At 68.8% G+C, this 25,610-nt stretch carries 19 protein-coding genes; 7 read left to right on the forward strand and 12 right to left on the reverse strand.

The features are described 5' to 3' along the window. Positions 1-38: 38 nt before the first annotated feature. The 5 genes from AC57B5_RS16890 to AC57B5_RS16910 all read left to right on the forward strand — a co-directional run bounded on the left by AC57B5_RS16890 (position 39) and on the right by AC57B5_RS16910 (position 7,849). Positions 39-1,736, forward strand: coding sequence for a thiamine pyrophosphate-binding protein (locus AC57B5_RS16890; protein WP_496399964.1), 1,698 nt, complete (start codon positions 39-41; stop codon positions 1,734-1,736). Between the two features lie 65 nt (positions 1,737-1,801). Beyond that, positions 1,802-2,782: a tripartite tricarboxylate transporter substrate binding protein gene (locus AC57B5_RS16895; RefSeq protein WP_496399965.1), complete on the forward strand. Its 981-nt coding sequence runs from the start codon at positions 1,802-1,804 to the stop codon at positions 2,780-2,782. A gap of 40 nt (positions 2,783-2,822) precedes the next feature. Beyond that, entirely contained in the window at positions 2,823-3,614 is a 792-nt protein-coding gene (locus AC57B5_RS16900) for a VOC family protein (RefSeq protein WP_496399966.1), read from the forward strand. A gap of 32 nt (positions 3,615-3,646) precedes the next feature. Continuing rightward, positions 3,647-4,486: a pyrroline-5-carboxylate reductase gene (proC, locus tag AC57B5_RS16905; protein ID WP_445608410.1), complete on the forward strand. Its 840-nt coding sequence runs from the start codon at positions 3,647-3,649 to the stop codon at positions 4,484-4,486. A gap of 423 nt (positions 4,487-4,909) precedes the next feature. Then, complete coding sequence (locus AC57B5_RS16910) at positions 4,910-7,849, forward strand: IPTL-CTERM sorting domain-containing protein (protein WP_496399967.1); 2,940 nt, start codon at positions 4,910-4,912, stop codon at positions 7,847-7,849. On the opposite strand, the gene ubiA is transcribed toward AC57B5_RS16910, so the two are convergent. The 6 genes from ubiA to recG form a co-directional block, all read right to left on the reverse strand. Beyond that, entirely contained in the window at positions 7,782-8,651 is an 870-nt protein-coding gene (gene ubiA, locus AC57B5_RS16915; protein ID WP_496400120.1) for a 4-hydroxybenzoate octaprenyltransferase, read from the reverse strand. The genes AC57B5_RS16910 and ubiA overlap by 68 nt on opposite strands. Positions 8,652-8,777: 126 nt before the next feature. Then, complete coding sequence (locus tag AC57B5_RS16920; RefSeq protein ID WP_496399968.1) at positions 8,778-9,575, reverse strand: phosphatase PAP2 family protein; 798 nt, start codon at positions 9,573-9,575, stop codon at positions 8,778-8,780. 59 nt (positions 9,576-9,634) lie between these two features. After that, positions 9,635-10,240, reverse strand: a complete 606-nt coding sequence (locus tag AC57B5_RS16925) for a Dps family protein (RefSeq protein ID WP_043822499.1) — start codon at positions 10,238-10,240, stop codon at positions 9,635-9,637. A gap of 120 nt (positions 10,241-10,360) precedes the next feature. Beyond that, entirely contained in the window at positions 10,361-11,326 is a 966-nt protein-coding gene (locus AC57B5_RS16930; protein ID WP_013804463.1) for a LysR substrate-binding domain-containing protein, read from the reverse strand. Positions 11,327-11,552: 226 nt separating this feature from the next. Continuing rightward, positions 11,553-12,326, reverse strand: a complete 774-nt coding sequence (locus tag AC57B5_RS16935; RefSeq protein WP_013804464.1) for an MHYT domain-containing protein — start codon at positions 12,324-12,326, stop codon at positions 11,553-11,555. 335 nt (positions 12,327-12,661) lie between these two features. After that, on the reverse strand, positions 12,662-14,884 hold the full coding sequence (gene recG, locus AC57B5_RS16940) for an ATP-dependent DNA helicase RecG (protein WP_496399969.1): 2,223 nt from the start codon (positions 14,882-14,884) through the stop codon (positions 12,662-12,664). Between the two features lie 194 nt (positions 14,885-15,078). Here recG and AC57B5_RS16945 point away from each other — a divergent pair, with 194 nt between their 5' ends. Continuing rightward, positions 15,079-16,338, forward strand: a complete 1,260-nt coding sequence (locus AC57B5_RS16945) for an HD-GYP domain-containing protein (protein WP_013804466.1) — start codon at positions 15,079-15,081, stop codon at positions 16,336-16,338. A 98-nt stretch (positions 16,339-16,436) separates the two neighbouring features. Next, the gene (gene queA / locus AC57B5_RS16950; RefSeq protein ID WP_034389929.1) at positions 16,437-17,537 is read left to right on the forward strand and encodes a tRNA preQ1(34) S-adenosylmethionine ribosyltransferase-isomerase QueA; all 1,101 of its coding nucleotides are present in this window, start codon (positions 16,437-16,439) and stop codon (positions 17,535-17,537) included. Between the two features lie 182 nt (positions 17,538-17,719). On the opposite strand, the gene AC57B5_RS16955 is transcribed toward queA, so the two are convergent. The 6 genes from AC57B5_RS16955 to AC57B5_RS16980 are packed head-to-tail and all read right to left on the reverse strand — an operon-like array spanning position 17,720 to position 25,485. Next, complete coding sequence (locus AC57B5_RS16955) at positions 17,720-18,478, reverse strand: iron ABC transporter ATP-binding protein (protein ID WP_197953804.1); 759 nt, start codon at positions 18,476-18,478, stop codon at positions 17,720-17,722. After that, positions 18,475-19,473, reverse strand: a complete 999-nt coding sequence (locus AC57B5_RS16960; protein ID WP_496399970.1) for an iron chelate uptake ABC transporter family permease subunit — start codon at positions 19,471-19,473, stop codon at positions 18,475-18,477. The genes AC57B5_RS16955 and AC57B5_RS16960 overlap by 4 nt, the downstream gene beginning before the upstream one ends. After that, positions 19,470-20,453: an ABC transporter permease gene (locus AC57B5_RS16965; protein WP_063328031.1), complete on the reverse strand. Its 984-nt coding sequence runs from the start codon at positions 20,451-20,453 to the stop codon at positions 19,470-19,472. The genes AC57B5_RS16960 and AC57B5_RS16965 overlap by 4 nt, the downstream gene beginning before the upstream one ends. 46 nt (positions 20,454-20,499) lie before the next feature. Beyond that, the gene (locus AC57B5_RS16970) at positions 20,500-21,510 is read right to left on the reverse strand and encodes a siderophore ABC transporter substrate-binding protein (RefSeq protein ID WP_063327444.1); all 1,011 of its coding nucleotides are present in this window, start codon (positions 21,508-21,510) and stop codon (positions 20,500-20,502) included. Between the two features lie 14 nt (positions 21,511-21,524). After that, positions 21,525-23,291, reverse strand: coding sequence for an enterochelin esterase domain-containing protein (locus tag AC57B5_RS16975; protein ID WP_496399971.1), 1,767 nt, complete (start codon positions 23,289-23,291; stop codon positions 21,525-21,527). Positions 23,292-23,295: 4 nt separating this feature from the next. Continuing rightward, positions 23,296-25,485 (reverse strand): TonB-dependent receptor, encoded by a 2,190-nt coding sequence (locus tag AC57B5_RS16980; RefSeq protein ID WP_496399972.1) that lies wholly within the window; start codon positions 25,483-25,485, stop codon positions 23,296-23,298. Positions 25,486-25,610: the final 125 nt, after the last annotated feature.

Genomic DNA, 25,610 nt, shown 5'->3' on the forward strand with positions numbered 1-25,610 from the left:
AAAAATCCCGTCACCCAACCTGCCTGGAGACTCCCGACATGACCACCGCTTTCAATGGCGCCGACGCCATGGTCCGCATGCTGCAGCTCAATGGCGTCAAGCACATCTTCGGCCTGTGCGGCGACACCAGCCTGCCCTTCTACGACGCCATGGCGCGGCTGGACCACGGCATGGATCACATCCTCACGCGGGACGAGCGCAGCGCCGGCTACATGGCCGACGCCTATGCGCGCGTCACCGGCAAGGTGGGCGTGTGCGAAGGCCCCAGCGGCGGCGGCGCCACCTACCTGCTGCCCGGCCTGGCCGAGGCCAACGAATCCTCGGTGCCTGTGCTGGGCATCACCTCGGACGTTTCCGTGGGCGCGCGAGGCAAGTTCCCGCTGACCGAACTGGACCAGCAGGCGCTGTACAGGCCCCTGACCAAGTGGAATACCACCATCGACCGCGTGGACCAGATTCCGCACGCCGTGCGCAGCGCCTTTCGCGCCATGACCACGGGCCGGCCCGGCGCCACCCATATCTGCCTGCCCTATGACGTGCAAAAGCACACGCTGGATCCGGCCGATGTCTGGGCCCAGCCAGGGCATGACCACTATCCGGCCTACCGGTCCGTGCCCGATCCGGCGGCCGTGGCCGAGGCTGCCGACCGCCTGGTGGCGGCACGCTGCCCCGTGCTGATCTGCGGCGGCGGCGTGCTCATCGCAGGCGCCAGCGCCGAACTGGATGCGCTGGCCACCCTGCTCAACGCGCCCGTGTGCTCCAGCGTCAGCGGCCAGGGCAGCCTGGCGGGCAGCCATCCGCTCAATGCCGGCGTGGTGGGCACCAATGGCGGCGTGGAGGCCACGCGCGCCGTGGTGGCGCAGGCGGACCTGGTGATGTTCATCGGCGCCCGGGCCGGCTCCACCACCACCGAGCACTGGCAGATGCCCTCGCGCAAGGTGACCATCGTCCATCTGGACGTGGACGCCATGACCATAGGCACCAACTACCGCACCGACGTGGCCCTGGTGGGCGACGCCCTGCTGGGCCTGCAGGCGCTGCACGCGGCCGTGCAGCAGCGCATCGCCCGCCGCCCCGCCGATGCCGCAGACGGCGCCGCGCTGGCGGCCACCGCGCGCGCCACCAAGCAGGCCTTCTTCGCGCCGCTGGCCGCCTCGCTGGAGCGCCCCATCAAGCCCGAGCGCGTGGTGGACACGCTCAACCGCCTGCTGCCCCCGCGCGCCATCGTGGTGGCCGACCCCGGCACGCCCTGCCCCTACTTCACGGCCTATTTCGACGCGCCCCAGGCCGGCCGGCACTTCATCACCAACCGCGCGCACGGGGCGCTGGGCTTTGCCATGTCCGCCGGCTTTGGCGCCGCCATCGGCCAGCCCGATTCCGTGGTGGTCGCGGTCATGGGCGACGGCAGCTTCGGCTTCACCTGCGGCGAGCTGGAAACCATCGTGCGCCGCAACGTGCCGCTGAAGATGATCGTGTTCTCCAACAGCGTGTTCGGCTGGATCAAGGCCAGCCAGAAGTCCGGCTACGATGAACGCTACTTTTCAGTCGACTTCAACCGCACCCACCATGCCCGCGTGGCCGAGGCCTTCGGCGTCAAGGCATGGCAGGTGCATGACCCGGCAGATCTCGAAGCCGCGCTCAAGGCCGCGCTGATGCACGACGGCCCGGCGCTGGTGGATGTGATCTCGCAAGAGCTCCAGGACACGGCCGTGCCGGTGAGCCAGTGGATGGGTTGACGCCAGGCCCCACGCACAGATTCCCGATTTCCTGCCCGCCAATGCGCTTGAAAAGGAGCCTTCCCATGCCCCATCCACCCTCACGCCGCCAGCTGCTGCTGGCCACGGCCGCCGCATGCCTGCTGGGGCCGGCCGGCACGGCATCCGCGCAGGGCGCCGCCCCGCTCAAGCTGGTCATCACCTTCCCGCCGGGGGGCAGCACCGACATCGCCGCGCGCATACTGCAGCCGCGCCTGGGCGAGGTGGCCGGGCGCCCGGTGATCGTGGAGAACCGCCCCGGCGCCGCCAGCCAGATCGCCACCCAGTACGTGGCCAAGTCCGCCCCGGACGGCAACACCCTGCTGTTCAGCTTCGACACCCATGCCATCAATCCCATCGCCAAGTCCCGGCTGCCCTACGACACCTTCAAGGACTTCACGGGCGTGTCGCTGGCGCTGCGCTTCCCGCTGGTGATCGGCGCCTCGGCCTCGGTGCCCGCCAGGGACCTGGCCGGCTTCCTGGAACTGGCGCGCCGCAACCCGGGCAAATACAGCTACGCATCGACCGGCCTGGGGTCCATGAACCACTTGGTGATGGAGGACATCAAGCGCCGCTCGGGCACCTACGTGCTGCACGTGCCCTACGGCGGCGGCGGCCCGGCCGTGCAGGCCGTGCTCGGCAATGTGTCCGACCTCACCCTGCTCAGCTACGCGGCGCTGCGCGGCCAGATTTCGGCAGGCAAGATCAAGCCGCTGGCGGTGACCGGCCTCAAGCGCCTGCCCGAGCTGCCCGACGTGCCCACCGTGGCCGAGTCAGGCTTCCCGGGCTTCGAGGCCTACTCGTGGATCGGCGTGTTCGCACCTTCCGCCACGCCGGCAGCCACGGTGCACAAGCTCACCGAAGACTTCCAGGCCACGCTGGACACGCCCGACATCCGCAGCAAGCTCGTGCAGTCGGGCTTTGAAGTCATGGCCACGGACGGACCCGCCCTCGACCGCTGGGTGCGCCAGGAATATGAGCGCTGGGGCCGCTTCGTGCGCGACAACAAGGTCCAGCTCGAAGACTGAGAATCCGGACGGCACCCCCTTACACCACACAGGAGCATTCATGGCACTTCCGCTGGACCACATCGTCATCGCCGTGCAGGACCTCGAGGCCGCCGTGGCGGACTACCGCGCGCTGGGTTTTCAGGTCGCCATCGGCGGCCGCCATCCGGGCCGCACCTCGCACAACGCACTGGTCGTGTTTGCCGACGGCGCCTACCTGGAGATCATTGCCTGGACCGCCCCGGCGCCCGAAGAGCGCTGGTACCGCACGCTGCGCGACCATGGCGAAGGGCTGGTGGACTTCGCCCTGCTGCCCCAAAGCACCTCCCAGGCGCTGGCCGAGGCACGCGGGCGGGGGCTGGATACCCTGGTCGGCCCCGTGGACGGAGGCCGCGTGCGCCCCGACGGCGCGCAACTGCTGTGGCAGACGGCGCGCCACGCCACGCCCGACCTGCCCTTCCTGTGCGGCGACGTCACGCCGCGCGCCCTGCGCGTGCCCGAAGGCAGCGTGCGGGAGCATCCCAACGGCGCGCTGGGCGTGGCCTCGCTGACCGTCGCCGTGCACGATCTGGACGCCAGCCTGGACCGCTACCGGGCGCTGTTGGGCCCGGGCCTGCCGCTGCAGAGGCTGGACGACCAGGGCGCGCGGCTGGCATTGCCGGGCTTCGATCTGCTGCTGCAAGGCGCACAGGCACTGGCGGCCTCCGACGCATTGCGCCAGCGCCTTGCCACGCGCGGAGAGGGTCCTTGCGCGCTCACCCTGCGCCAGCGGCCCGGCGCCCCGGCACAGCCCCTGGACCTGGCCGCCAGCCATGGCGTGGACATGCGCTGGCACGGTGGGAACACGCTCTAAACTCTTCGTTTTCCTTCTCCACCGCCACCAGCATGAACACCGTTTCCACAGCCTCCCCTGTCATCGCCTTCATCGGTGGCGGCAACATGGCCAGCGCCATCATCGGCGGACTGATCGGCCAGGGCCAATCCGCAGACCGCATCGTCGTTGTCGAACCCTTCGAGGCTGCGCGCGACGCGCTGCGCACGAACTTCGGCATCACGGCCCATGCCGATGCCGCGGCCGCCGCCAGCGCGCTGGACGGTGCCAGCATCGTGGTCTGGGCCGTCAAGCCCCAGACCTTCAAGGAAGCCGCCCAGGCCGTGGCACCGCACACCGCCCAGGCCCTGCACCTGAGCGTTGCCGCCGGCATTCCCACGGACTCCATCGCCCAGTGGCTGGGCACGGGCCGCATCGTGCGCGCCATGCCCAATACGCCGGCCCTGGTGGGCAAGGGCATGACGGGCCTGTTCGCCCGCGCCGAGGTCGATGCCGCAGGCAAGAGCGCTATCGAGCAGGTCGTTGCCACCACGGGCCAGTTCGTCTGGGTCGACCAGGAAGCGCACCTGGACGCCGTGACCGCCCTGTCGGGCTCGGGCCCGGCCTATGTCTTCCTGTTCCTCGAAGCCATGACACAGGCCGGCGTGGACATGGGCCTCACGGCCGAGCAGTCCTACCGCCTGGGCGTGGCCACCTTCCAGGGCGCATCGGAACTGGCCGCCCGCTCCACCGAAAGCGCCGACGTGCTGCGCCAGCGCGTGACCAGCAAGGGCGGCACCACCCACGCCGCCATCACCCACATGCAGGCGCAACAGGTGCCCGAGCATTTCGTGGCCGCCATGCGGGCAGCGGAAACACGGGCCAAGGAGCTGGCCGCCGAATTCGGCAGGTAGGACACGCCCGCGCGCCCCCTCTTTGTGGTGGCAAGGGGACGGTGCGCCAGATTCCTGCAAAAACCAGATAGTTCTGATGGTGGAAGCAAGCGGCACTCGGTAGAAATCGGCAATTGACCGGCAGCGCGGAAAGCCCCGCGCCGGTCATGACCTGCCACCGCAGTTTCCACCAAGCATCCGCCTCGGCGGGACGTGCATCGCCTGCCCGCCCCTGTCCATGGCTTGCCTTGGATTCGCTGCATCCAAGGAGAAAGCATGCGTTTCCCCCCCCCTTCCTTGCCCAGGCGCCGCGGCAGCAAGCCGGCCCTGGCGGCATGCCTGCTCTGGGCATCGGCTGGCATGGCCCACGCAGTACCCGGCCCCTCCCAAGGTCCTGCCCACCACCGCGCGCACACACCAGCGCACTCACCAGCACATGCCCCAGTGCATGGCTCCGCGCAGGCCCGGCAGATACAGCACGCGCAGCAGGCCCTGCAGGGCATGTCCGTGCCGTTCGAGGCCAACAGCGGCCAGTTCGACCCTGCCGTGGCCTTCACGGGCCGCACCTTCGCGGGCGCGATCCACGTCACCCGCCAGGGCCAGATCGTCTACAGCCTGGCCGCGCCCACGCAGCAGCAGGGCGTGACCTCGGCCCCCCCGCCCGAGATGCCTCCCCAAGCACCTCCCAAGAAGCCGCCCAGGACGCCCGCAGGCACCAAACCCCAGGCACCGCCCCAGACCCCTCCGGCCACCCGGCCCCTGTCCGGCTGGAGCCTCACCGAAACCCTGGCCGGCGCGCTGCCGCTGTCGCCCACGGGCGGCGAGGCCGCCGCCACCCAGATCACCCGCTTCAGCGGCCCCCACAGCTACCAGCCAGCCACCTACCGCAACCTGCACCTGGGCCAGGCCTGGCCCGGCGTGCAGGTGGAACTGGCCATGCGCGGCGCCAATGTGGAAAAGCTCTTCCACGTGGCCCCGCAGGCCGACCCCGGGCAGATCCAGGTGCGCGTGGACGGCGCGCTGTCCCTGCGCCTGGGCAAAGGCGGCGAACTGATCGCCGCCACAGGCCATGGCGACGTGGCCTATACGGCACCCGTGGCGTTCCAGGAAGTTGCCGGGCAGCGCGTGGAGGTGCCTGTGCAGTACGCCCTCAACAGCCAGGGCGACGGCTACGGGTTTGCGCTGGGGGCCTATGACCGGGCGCTGCCGCTGGTGATAGATCCTTTGTTGCAGAGCACGTATCTGGGTGGAGATGGTGATAGCACGGTCCTGGCCCTGGTCATTGCGCCCTCGGGCGAGGTGTTGGTGGGCGGCATCACCGCGGACAATTCATCGCTCGGCGCATTCCCTGGCACGGCGGGCGGCGCCCAACCATCCACTGGTGGGACCGACGGCTTCATAGCGCGCCTGTCCGCTGACCTGCGGACCCTGGAGCAGAGCACCTATCTGGGCGGCTCGGGCCAGAACTCTGTCATAGCCCTGGCCATATCCCCCTCGGGCGAAGTATTGGCGACAGGCATTACCAGCTCCACCGACTTCCCCGGCACGGCGGACGGCGCCCAGTCAGTCGCCGCTGGTGGGTTCTACGACGGCTTCATCGCACGCCTGTCCGCCGACCTGCGCACCCTGGAGCAGAGCACCTACCTGGGCGGCCCGCAATCCGAAGACCCCCGTGCCATGGCCATTGCACCCACGGGCGAGGTATTGGTGGCAGGCAATACCAGCTCCACCCAGTTCCCCGGCACGACGGGCGGCGCCCAGCCGGTCGCCGCTGGCTGGGGCAATGACGGGTTCGTCGCACGCCTGTCCGCCGACCTGCGGACCCTGGCGCAGAGCACCTATCTGGGTGGCGCAGGCTACAACGTTGTCCAAGCCCTGACCATCTCCCCCTCAGGTGAGGTATTGGTGGCAGGCGATACCAGTTCCACCGACTTCCCTGGCACGGCGGGCGGCGCACAGCCGGTCGCCGCTGGCGGGCGCGACGGCTTCATCGCGCGCCTGTCCGCCGACCTGCGCACCCTGGAGCAGAGCACCTACCTGGGCGGCTCGCAATTTGAAGACCTCCATGCCATGGCCATTGCACCCACGGGCGAGGTGTTGGTGGCAGGCAGTACCAGCTCCACCCAGTTCCCCGGCACGGCGGGCGGCGCCCAGCCGGTCGCCGCTGGCGGGGGCAATGACGGGTTCGTCGCACGCCTGTCCGCCGACCTGCGGACCCTGGCGCAGAGCACCTATCTGGGTGGCGCAGGCTACAACGTTGTCCAAGCCCTGACCATCGCTCCCTCGGGGGACGTGCTGGCGGGAGGCTATACCGATGCCATCCACTTCCCCGGCACGGCGGGCGGCGCCCAGTCAGTTATCAATGGCGGGTTCTACGATGGCTTCATCGCACGCCTGTCCGCCAGCCTGCGAACCCTGGAACAGAGCACCTATCTGGGCGGCACCGACATGGAAGCCATCAGTACGCTGGCCATAGCCCCCTCGGGCGAGGTGCTCGTGGGCGGGTTGACGTACTCGCGGAATTTCCCGGGCGCGGCAGGCGGGGCGCAGCCAGGGACCAACAGCAGCGGCGTCATAGGCTTCATCACACGCCTGTCCGCCGACCTGCGCGCCGTCTCCCCCCAGACCATCACCTTTGCGCCACAGGCCAGCCAGGTCCTCGGCAGCCCTGGCTCCACCTTCACCATAGACCCTCCCGCCATGGCCAGCTCCGGCCTGCCGGTGGACTACGGCAGCGCCACCCCGGCCATCTGCACCGTCTCGGGCACCACCGTCACAATGCTCGATGACGGCATCTGCACGCTGGTCGCCCGCCAGGCGGGCAATGCCCAGTGGCAGGCCGCCGACGCAAACGCCGATGTCCGCATCCGCAGAGCCCAGGCCATCCGCTTCCCGGCACAGGCCAGCCGGTCCTTCGAGGCGGGAACGGTCTTTGCCATCGACCCGCCCGCCACGGCCAGCTCCGGCCTGCCGGTGGAATACGCCAGCACGACCCCAGGCATCTGCACGGTCTCGGGCAACAGGGTCACGATGGCGGGCGAAGGCATCTGCACGGTGACCGCCAGCCAGCCCGGCGATGCGCGGTGGATGCCGGCCACCGGCGTGGCGCAGGACATTGAGCTGACTGCGGTTGTGCCGCCTCCTGTAACTCCCCCCGTAATTCCCCCTGTGACACCCCCTGTGACACCTCCTGTGACTCCACCTGTGCCGCCGCCCGCTCCGGCGCCCATTCCCGCACTCGGCGCTTGGCCGCTGGCGCTGCTGGGTGCCATGGCGGCAGGCTTCGGTGCGCACGCACTGCGGCGGCGTGGCGTCTTCAGCGCAAGGCAAATCCCAGCGCCACGCCTGCGAACAGGGCGGCACCGATCCAGTGGCTCTTGCTGAAGGCGACGAAGCAGCCCTCGCGCGTGCGGTGGCGGATCAGGGTGAAGTGCCAGATCACCTGGGCCGCGGCCACGGCCAGGCCCAGCCAGAAAGGCCAGGCCAGGCCATAGGGCGCCAGCGCCCAGATAGTGAGCAGGCCGCAGAGCACGAAAAAGCCCATGACGGCCGCCACGTCGAAGCGGCCCAGGGTGATGGCCGAGGTCTTCATGCCGATCCTGAGGTCGTCGTCGCGGTCCACCATGGCGTATTCGGTGTCATAGGCCAGCACTAGGAACATGTTGGCGAGCCACAGAATCCAGGCCGTGGCCGGCACCTGGCCCTGCACGGCGGCGAAGGCGATGACGATGCCGAAGTTGAAGGCAATGCCCAGGAAGGCCTGGGGCATGGCGAAGAAGCGTTTGGTGAACGGGTAGAGGATGGTGAACAGCACGGCGGGCACGGACCAGGCCACGGCCTCCCAGCGCGTGGTCAGCACCAGGCCCAGCGAGACCAGGGCCAGGGCCGCGCCCAGCAGCGCGGCCTCCTTGACCGAGACCTGCCCCGAGGTGATGGGCCGCTGCGTGGTGCGCTTGACGTGGCGGTCGAAATCGCGGTCGGCAATGTCGTTGATGCAGCAGCCGGCGCTGCGCATCAACACCGTGCCCAGCACGAAGACCACCAGCAGATGCCAACCCGGAAACCCGCCCGCTGCCACCCACAGTGCGGCCAGCGTGGGCCAGACCAGGACCAGCCAGCCGGCCGGCCGGTTGAAGCGGACCAGGTCCAGATAGAGCGACAGTTTGCTGCGCCGGGGCGCAGGCATGGGCGTAGAGGAGGTGGTGGGCATGGCGTCTGGGCGCCGATGGCGGCCGTGGGCCGACCATCGCACGCATCACATTCGAAAATGCCCGCATTGTCGCCGCTGGGCGGGCGGGCTCGGCGGCGCGCCTCAGCAGCGCCTGCCGGCAACGCGGGTTTGCGCCCACTCCACGGCACAGATCACCAGCGCCATCCAGGCCAGGCCCAGCAGCCAGCCGGCCAGCACATCGCTGGCATAGTGCACGCGCAGCACCACGCGGCTGGCGCCCACGCCCAGGGCGACAGCCAGGGCCGCCAGGCCCACGGGCCAGCGCCAGGCCGGGCGCAGGTACGGCAGCAGCAGCCAGGCCAGCATCAGATAGAGCACGAAGGTGCCCGCACTGTGGCCGCTGGGGAAGCTGAAGCCGCCTTCAGGCACCCAGCCACCCACGGGGCGCGGACGGCCCACGCTGGTCTTGATGGCGCGTATCCACAGGCCCACGCCAGCCGTGGCCACCACCCAGGCGGCCGCATGCAGCCAGTCGCGCCGCCACAGCAGCAGCGCCAGCACGGCGGCCGACAGCGACACCATCCAGGCCACATTGCCCAGTTGGGTGAAGGCGACCACGGGGCGCACCCAGGCATCGGTGGCATGGCCGGCCAGCCACAGGTGCAGGGCCTCGTCGTGCACCGGCCAGTCGGTGCAGGTGGCGCAGCCTGCGGGCTGTGCCAGGCCCAGCATGTCGCGCACCATCACGGCCAGTGCCAGCAAGGCCAGCACGCCGGCGGCAGCCAGGCCCAGCCATGCGCCCCGCGGCATGGGCAGGCCTGCGTGGCGCAGCCGGGCCGTGGCAGGCAGGCGCAGATAGAAAAAAAGGCCGCCCAGGGCGGCCAGTACCAGGCACAGGCCGCCCGTGGCGGCGTGTGCGTCAATCCAGGTCCAGAGCATGCGGTGGCATCACTCCCGGGCCAGGGTGGGTACGCGGGAAGACTGGGGTTTGCGCAGCATCAGTCTTCGAGCAGGGCGCGCAGCATCCAGGCGGTCTGCTCGTGCACGGTCAGGCGCTGGGTCAGCAGGTCGGCCGTGGGTTCGTCGCTGGCCTTGTCGGCCAGGGGGAACAGACTGCGCGCCGTGCGGGCCACGGCCTCGTGGCCGGCGACCAGGATGCGCACCATCTCCAGGGCCTTGGGCGGGTCGTGGGGCACGTCGGCCAGGCTGGTGAGCTTGCCGAAGTCGGCATAGGAGCCCGGCGCGAAATGGCCCAGCGCACGGATGCGCTCGGCGATGGGGTCGACGGCGTTCCACAGCTCCGTGTACTGCCCCATGAACATGGTGTGCAGCGTGTTGAACATCGGGCCGGTGACGTTCCAGTGGAAATTGTGCGTGGTCAGATACAGCGTGTAGGTGTCGGCCAGCAGGGCCGACAGGCCCTTGGCGATGGCCGCGCGGTCCTTGTCGCTGATGCCGATATGGATGGCGGAGGAGCGCACGGACGCCGGTGCCACGTCGGCCAGTGCGGCCTTTGCAGGCTGCACTGCCTTGTCCGCCTTGTCGGCCTGCACGGCCTCTGGCTTCTTTGCACCGGACTTGTCTTTGCTGGCATTTTTGGCCATGGGATCCCTTTCAGCTTCGTACAAACGGAAGATGCTCCCGGCAGGTCGCCCGGGAGCCAGTTGCAACGATAACGCAAGCGCAGCGGCCCCACAGGCCCGGAGCGCGCGCCGGTGCGGTCATCAGGACAGGCGTTTGACGCCGGGCAAGGCGCAGGCGTAGACCGCGTTGCGCAGGGCGGCGATGGCCTCGTAGCGCGTGAAGCTGCGGCGCCAGGCCAGGACTACGCGGCGTGTCGGCGGGGCCGAGCCGTCGTCCTCGAGGATGGGCAGGTAGCGGATATGCGGCTCGTCGGTCTTGCGGCGGCGCGCCGTGGTCTCCAGCGCATCGGCGGGCACGGACAGGCGCGGCACCAGGGTCACGCCCATGCCGGCGGCCACCATGTGCTTGATGGTCTCCAGCGACGAGCCTTCGAAGGTGCGGCGAATGCCTTCGGCATTGCTGGCATAGCGTGCGAACTCGGGGCAGACCTGGAGCACATGGTCGCGGAAGCAGTGGCCCGAGCCCAGCAGCAGCATGGTCTCGTTCTTGAGATCGCTGGTGGAGACATGGTCCTTCTGGGCCAGCGCATGGGTGCTGGGAACGGCGGCCATGAAGGGCTCGTCGTACAGCGGAGCCAGCGCCAGGCCGGTGTCGGGGAAGGGCTCGGCGACGATGGCGCAGTCGATCTCGCCGGTGCGCAGCATCTCCAGCAGCTTGATGGTGTAGTTCTCCTGCAGCATCAGCGGCATCTGCGGCGTGCGCATGATGGAGTTGCGCACCAGGTCCGGCAGCAGGTAGGGGCCGATGGTGTAGATCACACCCAGGGTGAGCACGCCGGACAGCGGGTCCTTGCCGCGCTTGGCGATTTCCTTGATCTCGGCGGCCTGCTCCAGCACGCTTTGCGCCTGACGGATGATCTCCTCGCCCAGCGACGTGACCGACACTTCGCCGGCACTGCGCTCGAAGAGCTTGACATCGAGCTCCTCCTCCAGCTTCTTGATCGCCACGGACAACGTGGGCTGGGACACATAACAGGCTTCGGCGGCGCGGCCAAAATGCTTTTCACGTGCCACGGCCACGATGTATTTGAGTTCGGTAAGTGTCATTGGCGAGCTGTGTCTGGGAGGGAGCCTCGGAAAATACGATGGTCTTACACCAAGAACCTGTGCCGGAACCTTTGTGCAATCAGGCCTTGCGGCCGGCTTGCCGGGGTGCTCCCCTCAAAAGTTCCTGCACAGGTTCTAGGATTTGTCCTAATTCGATTGTGCCAGTCCTCGTCCGCGCATGACCACTGCGCGCTCCCCGACCCGCCGGCTTTTTGTATTTATCCACCTAGTGCAACGGCCGGCGCATCCGGTCGCGTTGCTGCATGAGCTGGTCCATGCCTATCAATGCAGCCAGGCCTATGGCCACGATCACGGTAAAGACCGGAAGGTCCAGGGCGCTGATCACGGCAAAGCCTTGCGGCCTAGCATAACGCTGTGTCTCTGAAATGCATACGAAGTCCGCTGCGGCCATGCCGGTGTAGTGCATGGAACAGACCGCCGCGCCCATGACGGCGGCGGCCAGCGCACGCATGCCCGGCGAGCTGGTGCGAAACGACAGCCACAGCGCGGCGCTGGCCGCGGCCACGGCGATGCCCACGGACAGCAGCACGGTGGGAACGGACCAGACGATGAAGCCCGGAAAGCGCATGCCATACATGCCCAGGTAATGCATGAAGGCCACGCCCAGGCCCAACAGGGTGCCCGCGCCCAGCACGCGCGCCCCGCTTTCGGGCCGCCGCGCGACAAAGGCCAGCGCCACCGAGGTGGCGGCAACGGCGGCGCACAGGGACAGCAGGGTTTCGACCATGGAGTAGCCCGAACCCATGCCCAGGTTCAGCGCCAGCATGCCCGTGAAATGCATGGACCACACGCCGATGCCGCCCAGCGCCGTGCCTGCCGCCAGCAGGTTCAGCCAGCTGATGCCCTCGCGTCCCCGGATGCGCTGCGCCGCAGTCAGGGCTACGAAGGAGCCCAATACGGCAATGCCATAGGACAGGACCACCAGGCCCATGCGCCAGGAGGTTTCGACGATCTCATTCGCTTGAACGGCTTCATTCATGTTGGCAGCTCCTCATTCGCAGAAAAATGGGACAACACAAGAGTGATCGCGGCCGTCCTCCCCGTGGGGGAGGCTTGGCAGGCCATCCCCTCCCGGATGGAGCTACCCTGTTTTTTGTGACCCAATGTACCAAAAGGTCACAAATATTCAATGCCGTAACGGGACGGTGCTGTCACCGCCAGGACGGCATGAAGCGCTCCATTTCGATGGCTACAACGCGTGTGGAAACCATATCTGGCGCGGGCTGCAGGCCTGCGGAAGATGACGTTGCCAGGCAGCGCCTGGACACGTAAAAATACGTAACACAGCCACCCAGCAAAAATGGAACGAACCGATCAGGCCTTGAGGAATTCGGCCTTGCCGCCCAGCCAGCGGCCCACATGGCGCTGGGCCAGTTGCGGGTGCTGCTCCAGCATGCGCGGCGCCAGTTCGCGGGCCCAGTCGAGCAGCATCAGGTCCTGCTCCAGGTCGGCGAAGCGCAGCATGGGAGCGCCGGACTGGCGCGCGCCCAGGAATTCGCCGGGGCCGCGGATCTCCAGGTCGCGCCGCGCGATCTCGAAGCCGTCATTGGTCTCGGCCATGGCGCGCAGCCGGTCCTTGGCCGTCTCGCCCAGGCGCCCGCTGTCCCCCACCGAATACAGCAGCACGCAGGCCGAGGCCGCCGCCCCCCGCCCCACGCGCCCGCGCAGCTGGTGCAGCTGCGACAGGCCGAAGCGCTCCGCATGCTCGATGACCATGAGCGAGGCGTTGGGCACGTCCACGCCCACTTCGATCACCGTGGTGGAGACCAGCACGCCCATGACCCCGGCGGAGAACAGCTCCATCACGGCCTTCTTCTCGGCCGTGGGCATGCGCGAGTGCAGCAGGCCGACCATGACGTCGGGCAGCATCTCGCTCAGGTAGGCATGGGTGGCCGTGGCGTTGGACAGGTCCAGCGCCTCGCTTTCCTCGATCAGCGGGCAGACCCAGTAGACCTGGCGTCCTTCCGCGACCTGGGCGCCTATGCGCTCGATGACCTCGTCCTTGCGGCTGTCGGCAATGAGCTTGGTGACGATGGGCGTGCGGCCCGGCGGCAGTTCGTCGATGGTGGACACATCCAGGTCGGCGTAGTAGCTCATGGCCAGGGTGCGCGGGATGGGCGTTGCGCTCATCATCAGCAGATGGGGCTCCATGCCCGAGGCCGCGAGCTTCTGGCGCAGCGCCAGCCGCTGGGCCACGCCGAAGCGGTGCTGCTCGTCAATGACGGCCAGCGCCAGGTTCTTGAACTGCACCTGGTCCTGGATGACGGCGTGCGTGCCCACGACCAGGGCCGCCTCGCCGCTGTGGACCAGCTCCAGCATGGCGGTGCGTTCCTTCTTCTTCTGCGCGCCGGCCAGCCAGGCCACGCGCTTGCCCAGCGGGGCCAGCAGCGGCTCCAGCCAGCCGACCAGCTTGCCGAAATGCTGCTCGGCCAGGATTTCGGTGGGCGCCATCAGCGCGCACTGCCAGCCGGCCTCGATGCAGGCCACGGCCGACAGCGCCGCCACCACGGTCTTGCCCGATCCCACATCGCCCTGCAGCAGCCGGTGCATGGGCATGCGGCGCTCCATGTCGGCAAGGATCTCGGCCACCACGCGCTGCTGGGCGCCGGTCAGGCCAAAGGGCAATTGGTCCAGGAACTGGCGCGCCAGGCCCTGGGCGCTGTCCATGGGCTGGGCGCGCAGCACGGGCGCCCTGAGCCGCGCGCGTTCGCGCTTGGCCTCGTATTGGGACAGTTGCTGGGCCAGCAGCTCCTCGGCCTTCAGGCGCTGCCAGGCCGGGTGCGAATGGTCTTCCAGCGTGGCCAGGGCCACATCGGGCGTGGGGTGGTGCAGGAACTGCAGCGCATCGCGCAGGCTGAACAGCGGCGGCAGCCCGCCGTTGCCATGGAACTGCGCCACGGGCGGATGCTCGCCCTGGGGCAGCGTATCGGAGAGATCGGCGCGCAGCATGGCCGTGACCGCCGCGCGGCGGATGTAGGCCTGGGGCAGGCCCGCCACCGTGGGATAGACGGGCGTGAGCGCCGTGGGCAGGTCGCCGCCCGCCGCGCGAAACGCCGGGTGCAGCATCTGCCGGCCCCAGAAGCCGCCCTTGACCTCGCCGCGGATGCGCAGCCGCGCGCCCACGGACAGGGTCTTCTGGTGCGAGGGGTAGAAGCTGAAGAAGGTCAGCACGCATTCGGCCGTGCCATCGTCCACCGTGACCTTGAGCATGCGGCGCGGGCGCAGTTGCACCTCGCTGTGGGTCACCGTGGCCTCGATCTGCACCGTATCGCCCTCGCGGGCATTGCGCAGCGGGGTGATGCGCGTCTCGTCCTCATAGCGCAGCGGCAGGTGCAGGGCCAGATCGATGTCGCGCACCAGGCCCATCTTCTGCAGCGCCTTCTGCGCGGCGCTGGCTGCGGGCTTGGCGGGCGCTGCGGGCTTGTCTCCCGCCTTGCCGCCCTTGCCTGCGGCCTTTCCCTTGCCGGCACGCGCGGCCTTGCCGCCGGGGGCGTCGCGCCCCAGATCTGGGAAGGCAGAGGAGACGTTCAAGGGCATGGGCTATCCTGTTTCAGAGCATGCGCATGGGCATGGGCGGGCATGCAGCATAGTGTATGAATATACAGGTGTAGGCAACACGCCACGTTCATGCCGGATGCCCTTGCCCAAAGCACCCTTGAGGCCCCGGGTCTCTGGGGAAGCCGCTACCATGCACGCTGACGTTACGTAGTGTTACCCCGCCACCGAATGCCATGTTGAAGCGTATCAATGTCCAGCATGTCACTCTGGGCATGTTCCTGCACGAGTTCTGCGGCTCCTGGATGGAGCATCCTTTTTGGCGAACCCGTTTCCTGCTCCGCTCCGAGGCCGACCTCCAGCGCCTGCGCTCCACCTCCATCCAGGAGGTCTGGATCGACGTGCGCAAGGGCCTGGACGTAGGAGTCCAGGTGCCTTGCCTGCGCTTTGATCCGCAGGACGAGCTTCGCCACCAGATCCCGGACAGCGCCCGCCCTGTCTCCGAGCAGAGCACGGCCCCCATTTCCACCGCCACCGAGCTGCGCCGCGCCGCCCAGACCTGCGTGCAGGCCAAGCAATTGCTCAGCCGCCTGTTCAGCGACGCGCGGCTGGGCCGGCCCGTGGACGCCACGGCCGCCGGGCAGCTGGTGGACGATGTGACGGCCTCCGTGGCGCGCAATCCCCACGCCCTGATCGGCCTGGCACGGCTGAAGACGGCCGACGACTACACCTACATGCACAGCCTGGCCGTGTGCGCGCTGATGGTGGCGCTGGCCAAGCGCATGGGCCTGGACGACCACAGCCTGCGCAAGGCCGGCATGGCCGGTCTCATGCACGACCTGGGCAAGACCGCGATCCCGGTGGCCGTGCTCAACAAGCCCGGGCCGCTGGACGATGCGGAATGGGCGCTGATGCGTGCCCACCCACGCCATGGCGAGCAGCTGCTGCGCCCGCTGGGCCTGGACGACGAGGTCATCGATGCCTGCCTGCACCACCACGAAAAGGTGGACGGCAGCGGCTACCCCGACGGACTGCAGCAGGGCGACATCGGCCTGCTGGCGCGCATGACGGCGATCTGCGATGTCTACGACGCCATCACCTCGGACCGGCCCTACAAGAAGGGCTGGCCGCCCTCGGAGGCGCTGCGGCGCATGGCCGAGTGGAGCCCCCGCCATTTCGACAAGCGGCTGTTCGAGCAGTTCGTGCAGACCGTGGGCATCTATCCGCTGGGCTCGCTGGTGCGCCTGCATTCGCAGCGCCTGGCCGTCGTGGTCGATGCCTCGCCGGGCAGCCTGCTGGCGCCGCGCGTCAAGGTGTTCTATTCGCTGCGCCAGGCCTGCCGCATCACGCCCGAGATCGAGGACCTGTCCGAGAGCCAGGGCAACGACCGCATCATCGCGCGCGAGGACCCGGTGAACTGGGACTTCCCGGATCTGGAGACGCTGTGGCTGGAGTTCGAGCGCCAGCCCCAGACACAGGCCCAGATGGCCAAGTGACCGCCGCGAAATTCCGGGGATGACCCCAGGGTTTGCGACAATGGCGGACTTCCGTTCAACGAACTTGGAACGGGCCATGTCCGGCCCTCAAGCACTGCATGTCCTCCCTGTCCCGTGTGTTTTCGCTCAGCGATTTCGACTTCGAGCTTCCTGAGAACCTGATCGCCCAGCATCCTGCCGCCCAGCGCAGCGCCTCGCGCCTGCTCGACGGCCGCGACGATGCCACCCCGCCCACCGACCGCATCTTCCACGAGCTGCCCGACCTGCTGCAGCCCGGCGACCTGCTGGTGTTCAACGACACGCGCGTGCTCAAGGCGCGCATCTTCGGCGAGAAGGCCAGCGGCGGCCGGCTGGAGCTGCTGGTCGAGCGCGTGCTCGAAGGCAACGATGTCGTGGCCCACATGCGCGTCAGCAAGAAGCCCCTGCCCGGCTCGCGCATCCACCTGTGCGGCGGCAAGAACCGCGGCGGCTTCGACGCCGTGCTGCGCGGCCGCTGGCCCGACGAGAACGGCCCGCTGTTCCACCTGAGCTTCGAAGGCCCGCGCGGCGAGACGCCGCACGAACTGATGGAGCGCTTCGGCCACCTGCCGCTGCCGCCCTATATCGAGCGCCACCAGGACACCGGCAACGACCCCGACGCCGCCGAAGACAGCGAGCGCTACCAGACCGTCTTCGCGGCCCGCCCCGGCGCCGTGGCCGCGCCCACGGCCGCCCTGCACTTTGACGACGCCGTGCTGGCCCGCCTGGCCGAGCGCGGCATCGAGCGCGCCAGCGTCACGCTGCACGTGGGCGCCGGCACCTTCCAGCCCGTGAAGACCGAGAACCTGGCCGACCACCAGATGCACAGCGAGTGGTACGAGATCCCGCTGGCCACGCTGGCTGCGCTGGAACGCTGCCGCCAGCGCGGCGGCCGCGTCGTCGCCGTGGGCACGACCACGGTGCGCACGCTGGAGTCCTGGGCCCAGACAGGCCAGTTCTCCGGCGACACGCGCATCTTCATCACGCCCGGCTTCGAGTACCAGGTGGTCGATCTGCTGATCACCAACTTCCACCTGCCCAAGAGCACGCTGATGATGCTGGTCAGCGCCTTCGCGGGCTACGAGCAGGTGATGGCGCTGTACCGCCATGCGATTGCGCAGGAGTACCGTTTCTTCAGCTATGGCGATTCCATGCTGTTGAAGAAGAAAAGCACCCCCTGAGCGGCTTACGCCGCTTCCCCCCGTTGCACGGCGCCTCTCTACCCGCTTCGCGAGGGAGGGGGGCATACGGGCAGCCGGCGACACCCTCGCGGCGGGGCGGCGCGGCCGGCTTAGGCCCTTGCTTGGTGTCCCTCGCCTCAGGCCGCGCCAGGTTCAAGCGCCAAGCCCGAAACGCCGCATGTTCAACCAAAGTAATGGCAGAGCCTGCGGCCCTTGACCTCGTGCACGCTGACGGGGATGCCGTAGAGGGTGCTGAGGACCTCGTCCTGCACCACCTCGGCGGGCGTGCCCGCCACGGCCAGGCGGCCGTCCTTGAGCGCGATGATGTGGTCGGCGTAGCAGGAGGCGAAGTTGATGTCGTGCAGCACCATGACCACGGTCTTGCCGCGCTCGGTGACGGCGCGGCGCAGCAAGCCCATCATGCTGACGGCGTGGGCCATGTCCAGGTTGTTCAGCGGCTCGTCCAGCAGGATGAAGGGCGTGTCCTGGCACAGCACCATGGCGATGTAGGCGCGCTGGCGCTGGCCGCCTGACAGTTCGTCGAGAAAGCGCTCGGCCAGCGGCGTGAGCTGCAGGTACTCCAGCGCCTCGTCCACATGGCGCAGGTCTTCGGGGCCCAGCCGGCCCTTGCTGTGCGGAAAGCGGCCAAAGCCCACCAGGTCGCGCACCGTCAGGCGCAGCGCGCTCTGGTTGTCCTGGCGCAGGATGGCCATGATGCGCGCCAGCGCCTCGGTGGGCGTGGTGGCCACGTCGAGGCCGGCCACCCGCACCTTGCCCGCCGTGATGGGCATGAGGCGGCTGACCAGGGACAGCAGCGTGGACTTGCCCGCCCCGTTGGGCCCGATGATGGCCGTCAGCGCCCGCTCGGGCACATCGAAATTGAGCTCCTGCAGCACTGCCGTGCCGCCATGGCGCTTGAGCAGATCACGCACCTCGATCATTGGGTCCCCTTGCGCATGAGCAGCACGATGAAGACGATTCCACCCAGGAACTCCACCACGATGCTCAGCACGGTATTGAATTGAAAAAGCTGCTCCAGCAGCACCTGCCCGCCCATGAGCAGCACGCAGCCCCAGAGCGCGGCCGCAGGCAGCACCCAGGCATGGCGGCGCGTGCCCATGGCGTGATAGGCCATGTTGCTGACCAGCAGGCCGAAGAAGATCACCGGGCCGACCAGGGCCGTGGACACGGCCACCATGCAGGCCACCACGGCGAGCAGCCGCAGCACGCGGCCCTCGTAGTCCAGGCCCAGGCTGACGGCGGCATCGCGCCCCAGCGAGATAACGTCCAGCACGCGGCGCTGGCGCCAGATCCAGGCGCTGCCCAGGGCAATCAGCAGCAGCGACGGCAGCAGCAGCTGCAGGTTCACCGCGTTGAAGTTGGCGAACATGCGGTCCTGCAGCGCCGTGAACTCATTGGGATCGAGCACGCGCATGGCCAGCCCGGCCAGGCTGCGAAAGAAGATGCCGCCCACCATGCCCACCAGCAGCATCAGGTGCAGGCTGCTGGCATGGCCCACGAACAGCCAGCGCATCAGCAACACGCTGAAGCCCATCATCAGCACGATGTTGAGCGCATAGCGCCCGACCTCGCCCATGGCGGACACGCCCGCCGCGCCCAGCATCAGCACCATGGATGCCTGCACGAACAGGTACAGCGCATCCAGCCCCATGACGGAAGGCGTGAGGATGGTGTTGTGCGACACGGTCTGGAACACCACGGTGGACAGGCCGATGGCACAGGCCACCAGCGCCATGGTCAGCACCTTGGCGCCCCGGTGTTCCAGCACGAAGGCCCAGTCGGTCTTGACGCCCACGGTCATGAAGGCCAGCAGGCACAGCAGGGCCAGCGCGCCCAGCAGCGCCAGGCGCGCGCCATGGCCCCAGCTGCGCGCTGCAGGCCCATCGGAAGCAACGGATTGCGGCAGGCTGCTCATGCACGGTCCTTGCGGCGGCGCAGGATCAGCGCCAGGAACAGGGCACTGCCCAGCACGCCCAGCACGGTGCCCACGGGGATTTCATAGGGAGCGATCAGCAGCCGCCCGACCAGGTCGCACAGCACGGTCAGGCCCGCGCCGATCAGCGCCACCCACAGCACGCTGCGGCGCACGTTGTCGCCCAGGACCAGGCGCACCACGTTGGGCACGATCAAGCCCACAAAGGGCAGGCTGCCGGCCGTGACCACCACGGCCGAAGTAGCCACGGCCACCACCACCAGCCCCTGCCAGACCAGGCGCCGGTAGTTCAGGCCCAGGTTGGTGGCAAAGCTCTCGCCCAGGCCCGCCACGGTGAAGCGGTCGGCCGCCAGGCAGGCCAGGGCCGTGACGCCCAGCGACAGCCACAGCAACTCGTAGCGGCCTTGGACCACCAGCGAGAAATCGCCGTTGGACCAGGACTTGAGCGCCTGCATCATGTCGAACTGCAGCGCCAGAAAGCTGGCGGCTGCCTCCAGCACGCCGGCCAGCACCAGGCCGACCAGGGGCACCATCCACGACGAGCGCAGCCGGATGCGCGAGAGCACGGCCAGGAACAGCGCCGTGCCCAGCAGTGCCGCCACGGCCGAAATCCCCATCTTGGCCATCACCGGCCAATGCGGCACCCAGACAAACGCCGCCAGCATGCCCAAGCTGGCCGACTCCACCGTGCCCACGGTGGAAGGCTCAACGAAGTGGTTGCGCGCCAGCATCTGCATGAGCAGTCCGCAGACCGCCATTGATGCGCCGGCCAGCACCAGGGCCAGCGTGCGCGGCACGCGGCTGTACACCAGCACCTGGCTGGCCAGGTCGTCCTCGCTGCGCGACCACAGCACGCTCCAGTGCATGTCGCCCGCGCCCACCATCAGGCTGGCCAGCGACAGCGCCAGCAACAGGCCCAGCGCGAAAAGCCAGGCAAGGGCCTGGCGAGAGGGGCGTGACATGGGCGCGGCGTGCGCGGTGGCGGCAGGCGGGCTCAACGCTTTGAGGTCATGTGCGGGCAAAGGCATCCGACAGTTGCTGGATATTGGCCTTCAGCGCGCCCGGCCCGGCGTTGGACAGGGTGTACCAGTTGGCCGCATTCAGATAGACCACCTGCTTGCCGCGCCAGGCCTTGGTGGCACGCACCAGCGGGTTGTCCAGCAGTTGCTGGGCGGTCTTGCCATCCTGGCCGATGGCCACGTCGCGGTCGATGACGAACAGCCAGTCGGGATTGGTCTTGAGCAGGAACTCGAAGGAGACCACCTGCCCATGGCGCGCCACCGTCAGGTTGTCGATGGCCGGCTTCACGCCGAACACATCGTGCAGCATGCCGAAGCGCGAGCCCGGACCGTAGGCACTGAGCTTGCCGCCCGAGGTCAGCAGCACCAGCCCCTTGCCGGCGTCCTGCGCCTTCCCATGCAGTGCGGTGATGGCCTGCTCCACCGACCGGACCTCGGCCTCGGCCTTGTCCTGCAGGCCGTAGACGGCGCCCAGCGTGCGGATGTTGCGGTAGATGTCCGCCATCTGGTGCTGGTCGCTGACACTGAGGTCCAGCACGGGGGCGAAGCGCGACAGCTCCTTGTACTTGGCCTCGGAGCGGCCGCCAACGATGATGAGGTCGGGCGACAGCGCCTTGATGGATTCGTAGTCAGGCTCGAACAGGCTGCCGATGCGTGCGTATTTCGCATCGGCATAGCGGGCCAGCAGCGGCGGCATCTTGAACTCGGGCACTCCCCGCACCTCGCCGCCCAGCGCCTGCAGCGTGTCCAGCGCCGCCAGCTCGAACACCAGCACGCGCACGGGCTTGAAGGGCACCTGGATCTCGCCCTTGGCATGCGGCACGGTCACGGTCTTGCCAGCCGCTGCCGTCTGGGCATGGGACATCTGCGCCGCCAGCGGCAGCGTGACCAGCACGCCCAGGCCCTGGCCCATCTTCGCCAGGATCCGACGACGGGAATGATTTGCATTCATGGTGTTCATCTTTACAGTGATTGCTGTATTGCCAGGAAGTTCAAACATTGGCCTTTGCGGCATCAGGGAAGTGCCGGCGTGCCGTCCGGCATGCGCTCGCAGGCCGGCAGGCCCTGGGCAAAGCGCCCAGGGTTGAGCAGGGCCACCAGGCCGCAGGCCAGCGAGCCCTGCCACTGCAGGTAGTCATGGCTGGTCTCGTGCTCGGCCTGGGTGACCTCGTAGCCCTTGGCGCGCAGCACATCGGCCAGGTGGCGGTTGGTTTCCAGGATGCCGTCCTGCCCGCCGCGTGCGCGCTCGTAGCGGCCCGCATCCAGATAAAAGCGCACGGGCTGGCGTGGCTCCTGGGCATAGCGGCGCTGCACCCAGCCCGGCACCTCGCCGGCCGGCGACCACCAGAACGATCCCGACATGCTCAGCACGTTGCCAAACCAGCGCGCATTGACCAGACCCGCATAGGCCGAGGCCAGGCCGCCAAAGCTGGAGCCACCGATCACCGTGCGCGCCGCCGGCTGGCCCAGGCCCTGTTCACCCACCCAGGGCATCAGTTCCTCATCCAGAAAGCGCGCGAAGGCGGTGTTGGGCGGCAACTCCCTGCCGCGCGCCTGCGGGCTGGCGTTGTCCACCAGCACCACGGCCGTGGGCGGGATCAGACCGTCGGCCATGAGGTTGTCGATGAGGGTGGGCGTGGACACCTGCTTCGCATAGGCGTTGCCGTCGAACAGCACCAGAAGCGCCTCGGGCGCCTGGCCGCCCGCCGGGCGGTAGGTCCAGACATCGCGGCTGTTGCCCAGTACGCGGCTGGACAGGCGGTGCTGCACCAGCGCCCCCTGGGCCACGCCCGCGCGTGGCGCCACCCAGGGCTGGGGTGGGGCCTTGGGCAGCTCCAGCACGGAGGCGCCCTGGAAGGCGTCGATGAAGCCCCCCTCGGGGGGCTGCGGAAACACCTTGGGATTGAGCGGATCGCGCTGCGCCGTGGCCAGCAGGGCGCGGCGCTGCTCCATGGCCGAGCCTGCGATCAGCGGCACATCGGGCGCCAGGCGGTAACTGAGCCGCGCGTTGTCGGCCATGCGGAAGCTGGCCCACCAGACATCGCTGCCGTCGAGGTGCTGCAAGGGATCGTGATTGCCGGCCGGGCTGCCGAAAAGGCGAACCCCCTGCATGCCGGCGCGCGGCTGGCCACGCCACAGGAAGGTGACCAGGGACTGGCCGCCGGGCAGCGGCTCCACCATCGGCGTGCCCTCCTCCTGCACGCGCCGCCAGAAGGCGTCTGCCGCCACGCCCGAACCCGCGCCGCGCTGGATAGCCTGGGCCAGGGCCTGCAGGCGTGGGCTTTCCAGCGCAGGCCGCTCCGGGGCCTGCACAGCCTTGGCGCCCAACGGCGCAAGACTGGAGGTCAACCGCAGCGCAAAGCGGCCGGCTGCGGATTTCACCTCGCCGGCCATCAGCGCGTCCGTTGCGATGTGGCGCGCCACCAGCCTTTGCCTGCCGGCCCCCTCCGTGACCCACATCAGCGACTGCGCACCGCCATCGGGCCGCGCCAGGCGGCGCAGGTGCCGGCCCTGGGCATCCTCCAGGTCCAGGGCCACGCCCTGCCCTTCGAATTCACCCTGGACCACGTGGCCGGCGGGCAGATCGACGCGCCAGGACTCGCGCCCACCGGCAGCCAGGACCCCTGTGGCCGCCTGGCCCGGCGCCAGCGTGCCCGGCCGTGCGGCCAGGGCCTGCCGCGATGCGGCTGCCGTCATGTCTTCACCGGCATGGACGGCTGCGCCCAGCAGGCACAGCAGCGAGGCGGCCACGCACAGGCCTTGTCGTGCAGCTTGCGCCATGGCGTCAGAAGTCCACCGTGGCCGAGACACGCACCGTGCGCGGGCCGCCCGTGGTGGCGAAGTTGTCGTTGAAGCTGCCGGCCCAGTAGGACTTGTCGAACAGGTTCTCTACCGTGGCGCGGAAGGTGACGGGTTTGGCCGCGATGCGGGTGGCATAGCGCGCGCCCACGTCCACGCGGGTCCAGCTGGGCATCTTCAGCGTGTTGGCCGAATTCACCCATTGCGCGCCCGTATAGATCAGCCGGCCGGTGAGCGTGGCGCCCGGCAGCGCGGGCACGTCCCATTCGCCGCCCAGGTTGGCCGTCCAGCGCGGCACGCCGTAGACGCCGAAGCCATCGCGCGCGCCGCCCTGGGTCTTGCTCTGGATGGCCTGGGTGTAGGCCAGGCCGCCCAGCACGCGCGTGCCGCGCAGCGGCTCGCCGAAGACATTCCACTCCAGGCCCCGGTTGCGCTGCTCGCCATCCATCAGCAGGCGGTTGGTCGCGGTCTCCACCACGGACGAGGGCCGCTCGATCTGGAACAGCGAGACCGTCTGCGTGAAATCACCCATGCGCCACTTGGCGCCGATCTCGAACTGCTTGGTCTTGTAGGGCGCGAACACTTCTCCGGCATTGGCATAGGTGGCGCCGACGATGGAGCCCGCGCTCAGGCCCTGCACATGGTTGGCATACAGCGAGACCGCATCGCCCCAGGGCTTGACCACCAGGCCCAGCGCGGGCGAGACGGCCTGCTCGTTGTAGCCCGCCATCTTCTGGTTCACGCGCTGCAGGCGTGCGCCCACGGTCAGTTGCACGGCATCGCCGCCCCAGCTCAGCGTGTCGGCCAGGGCCAGGCTGCTGAGCACGTCGTCGCGCTCCTGCTTGATGGCGCCGTAGGGGCCGGCCAGCGTGATGGGCGCGGGGTTGTAGATGTTGGTGATGTAGCTGGCGCTGGTGGCCACGGCCGCGCGCCCGCCCTTCTGGTTCATCCAGTTCAGGGAGGCCACCAGCAGGTGGTTCACGCCGCCCGTGCGCAGGCGCCCGCGCACGCCGAACTCGGCCGCGGTGCTGTCGGTATAGCCGTACTGGTTGTAGGTCTGGCCCACGGCCGAGCCGTCGCCCTGGGCGCGCAGCACCACGCGCGTGCCGTTGAGCATGCCGTCGTAGGCATGCTGCGCCGTGCCTGCAGAGCCGAACAGCGTCCAGTCCGCGCCCAGGTCCACCGAGCCGCGCAGCATCAGCGCATCGCTTTGCTGCTTGGCCTGTATGCCGGGGAACAGGTTGGTCGTGGCGTCGGGCGCCGCGATGACCTGCTTGAGGTTCTGCATGCTGACCATCATCGGGCTGCCGTCTCGGATGGTGGAGCGGTAGCTGTAGGCATCCAGGCCGAGCGTGAATCCGTCGCCCTGGTAGTCCAGCGCCAGCGCGCCCAGGCCATGGCGGCGGTTCTGGCCGTCGATCTCGGTGTCGCCGCTCGAGGTGCTGCCGTTGACGCGTATGCCCAGGCGGCGCTCGGGGCCGAAGCGGCGCGAGACATCGGCCTGCAGGCCCAGCTGCGAGCCGCTGCTGAACATGGTGGTCACGCGCGTGAGATCCTGGGCCAGCGGGCGCTTGGTCACCAGGTTGATGGTGCCGCCCACGGCGCCGCCGGGCGTCATGCCGCTCATCAGCGCACCGGGGCCCTTGAGCACCTCCACGCGCTCGATCATCTCGACGGGCACATGGCCGTCGGGCGCCAGGCCATACAGGCCGTTGAAGCCCAGCTCCGAGGCATTCACCCCCAGGCCGCGGATGGTGAAGTTCTCGTAGGCATGGCCGGTGTTGGTGGTGAAGCGCACCGAAGGATCGTTTTCCAGCACCGACATCAGCGTGGCCGCGTTCTGGTTGGCAATGCCTTCGGCCGTGTAGGAAGTGATGTTGAACGGCGTGTCCATCACATCGCGCTGGCCCAGCACGCCCAGGCCCGCACCCTTGGCCACCTGGCCGCCCGGGGCCACCGTGGGAAGGGTCTGGGGATCGGTGGTGCCGCGCACCGTGACCTCGCCCAGCTCGGCGTCAGCAGCCCAGGCGCCCGCAGGCAGCGCCGCGGCAGTCACCATGGCGCAGACACGGGCGATGGTGCCCAGGCGGTGGAGCGTGCAAACAGGGGTGCAAACAGGGGTGAAGGGGCTGACGGAGCCTGTGCGCGGCAGGCCGATGCGGGTACGGGAAGACATCCGGGAGGGCTTTCGAGACGGAAGGAAATGCGCCGCATCCAGCCCGGAGCCACTCGGGCACACTCGGACACAGGCCGGATACGGCATCTGTCCGAATTATAGAAAATGAGAATTATTCTTATTAA

It is taken from the genome of Delftia sp. BGA-UO-ETr-SB1 (genome assembly GCF_059567865.1).

Bases quoted from the DNA above. Each gene is read 5' to 3' on its own strand.
- AC57B5_RS16890 (WP_496399964.1), top strand. From the start codon at position 39: ATGACCACCGCTTTCAATGGCGCCGACGCCATGGTCCGCATGCTGCAG.
- AC57B5_RS16895 (WP_496399965.1), top strand. From the start codon at position 1,802: ATGCCCCATCCACCCTCACGCCGCCAGCTGCTGCTGGCCACGGCCGCC.
- AC57B5_RS16900 (WP_496399966.1), top strand. From the start codon at position 2,823: ATGGCACTTCCGCTGGACCACATCGTCATCGCCGTGCAGGACCTCGAG.
- proC (WP_445608410.1), top strand. From the start codon at position 3,647: ATGAACACCGTTTCCACAGCCTCCCCTGTCATCGCCTTCATCGGTGGC.
- ubiA (WP_496400120.1), bottom strand. From the start codon at position 8,651: ATGCCTGCGCCCCGGCGCAGCAAACTGTCGCTCTATCTGGACCTGGTC.
- AC57B5_RS16920 (WP_496399968.1), bottom strand. From the start codon at position 9,575: ATGCTCTGGACCTGGATTGACGCACACGCCGCCACGGGCGGCCTGTGC.
- AC57B5_RS16925 (WP_043822499.1), bottom strand. From the start codon at position 10,240: ATGGCCAAAAATGCCAGCAAAGACAAGTCCGGTGCAAAGAAGCCAGAG.
- AC57B5_RS16930 (WP_013804463.1), bottom strand. From the start codon at position 11,326: ATGACACTTACCGAACTCAAATACATCGTGGCCGTGGCACGTGAAAAG.
- AC57B5_RS16935 (WP_013804464.1), bottom strand. From the start codon at position 12,326: ATGAATGAAGCCGTTCAAGCGAATGAGATCGTCGAAACCTCCTGGCGC.
- recG (WP_496399969.1), bottom strand. From the start codon at position 14,884: ATGCCCTTGAACGTCTCCTCTGCCTTCCCAGATCTGGGGCGCGACGCC.
- AC57B5_RS16945 (WP_013804466.1), top strand. From the start codon at position 15,079: ATGTTGAAGCGTATCAATGTCCAGCATGTCACTCTGGGCATGTTCCTG.
- queA (WP_034389929.1), top strand. From the start codon at position 16,437: ATGTCCTCCCTGTCCCGTGTGTTTTCGCTCAGCGATTTCGACTTCGAG.
- AC57B5_RS16955 (WP_197953804.1), bottom strand. From the start codon at position 18,478: ATGATCGAGGTGCGTGATCTGCTCAAGCGCCATGGCGGCACGGCAGTG.
- AC57B5_RS16960 (WP_496399970.1), bottom strand. From the start codon at position 19,473: ATGAGCAGCCTGCCGCAATCCGTTGCTTCCGATGGGCCTGCAGCGCGC.
- AC57B5_RS16965 (WP_063328031.1), bottom strand. From the start codon at position 20,453: ATGTCACGCCCCTCTCGCCAGGCCCTTGCCTGGCTTTTCGCGCTGGGC.
- AC57B5_RS16970 (WP_063327444.1), bottom strand. From the start codon at position 21,510: ATGTTTGAACTTCCTGGCAATACAGCAATCACTGTAAAGATGAACACC.
- AC57B5_RS16975 (WP_496399971.1), bottom strand. From the start codon at position 23,291: ATGGCGCAAGCTGCACGACAAGGCCTGTGCGTGGCCGCCTCGCTGCTG.
- AC57B5_RS16980 (WP_496399972.1), bottom strand. From the start codon at position 25,485: ATGTCTTCCCGTACCCGCATCGGCCTGCCGCGCACAGGCTCCGTCAGC.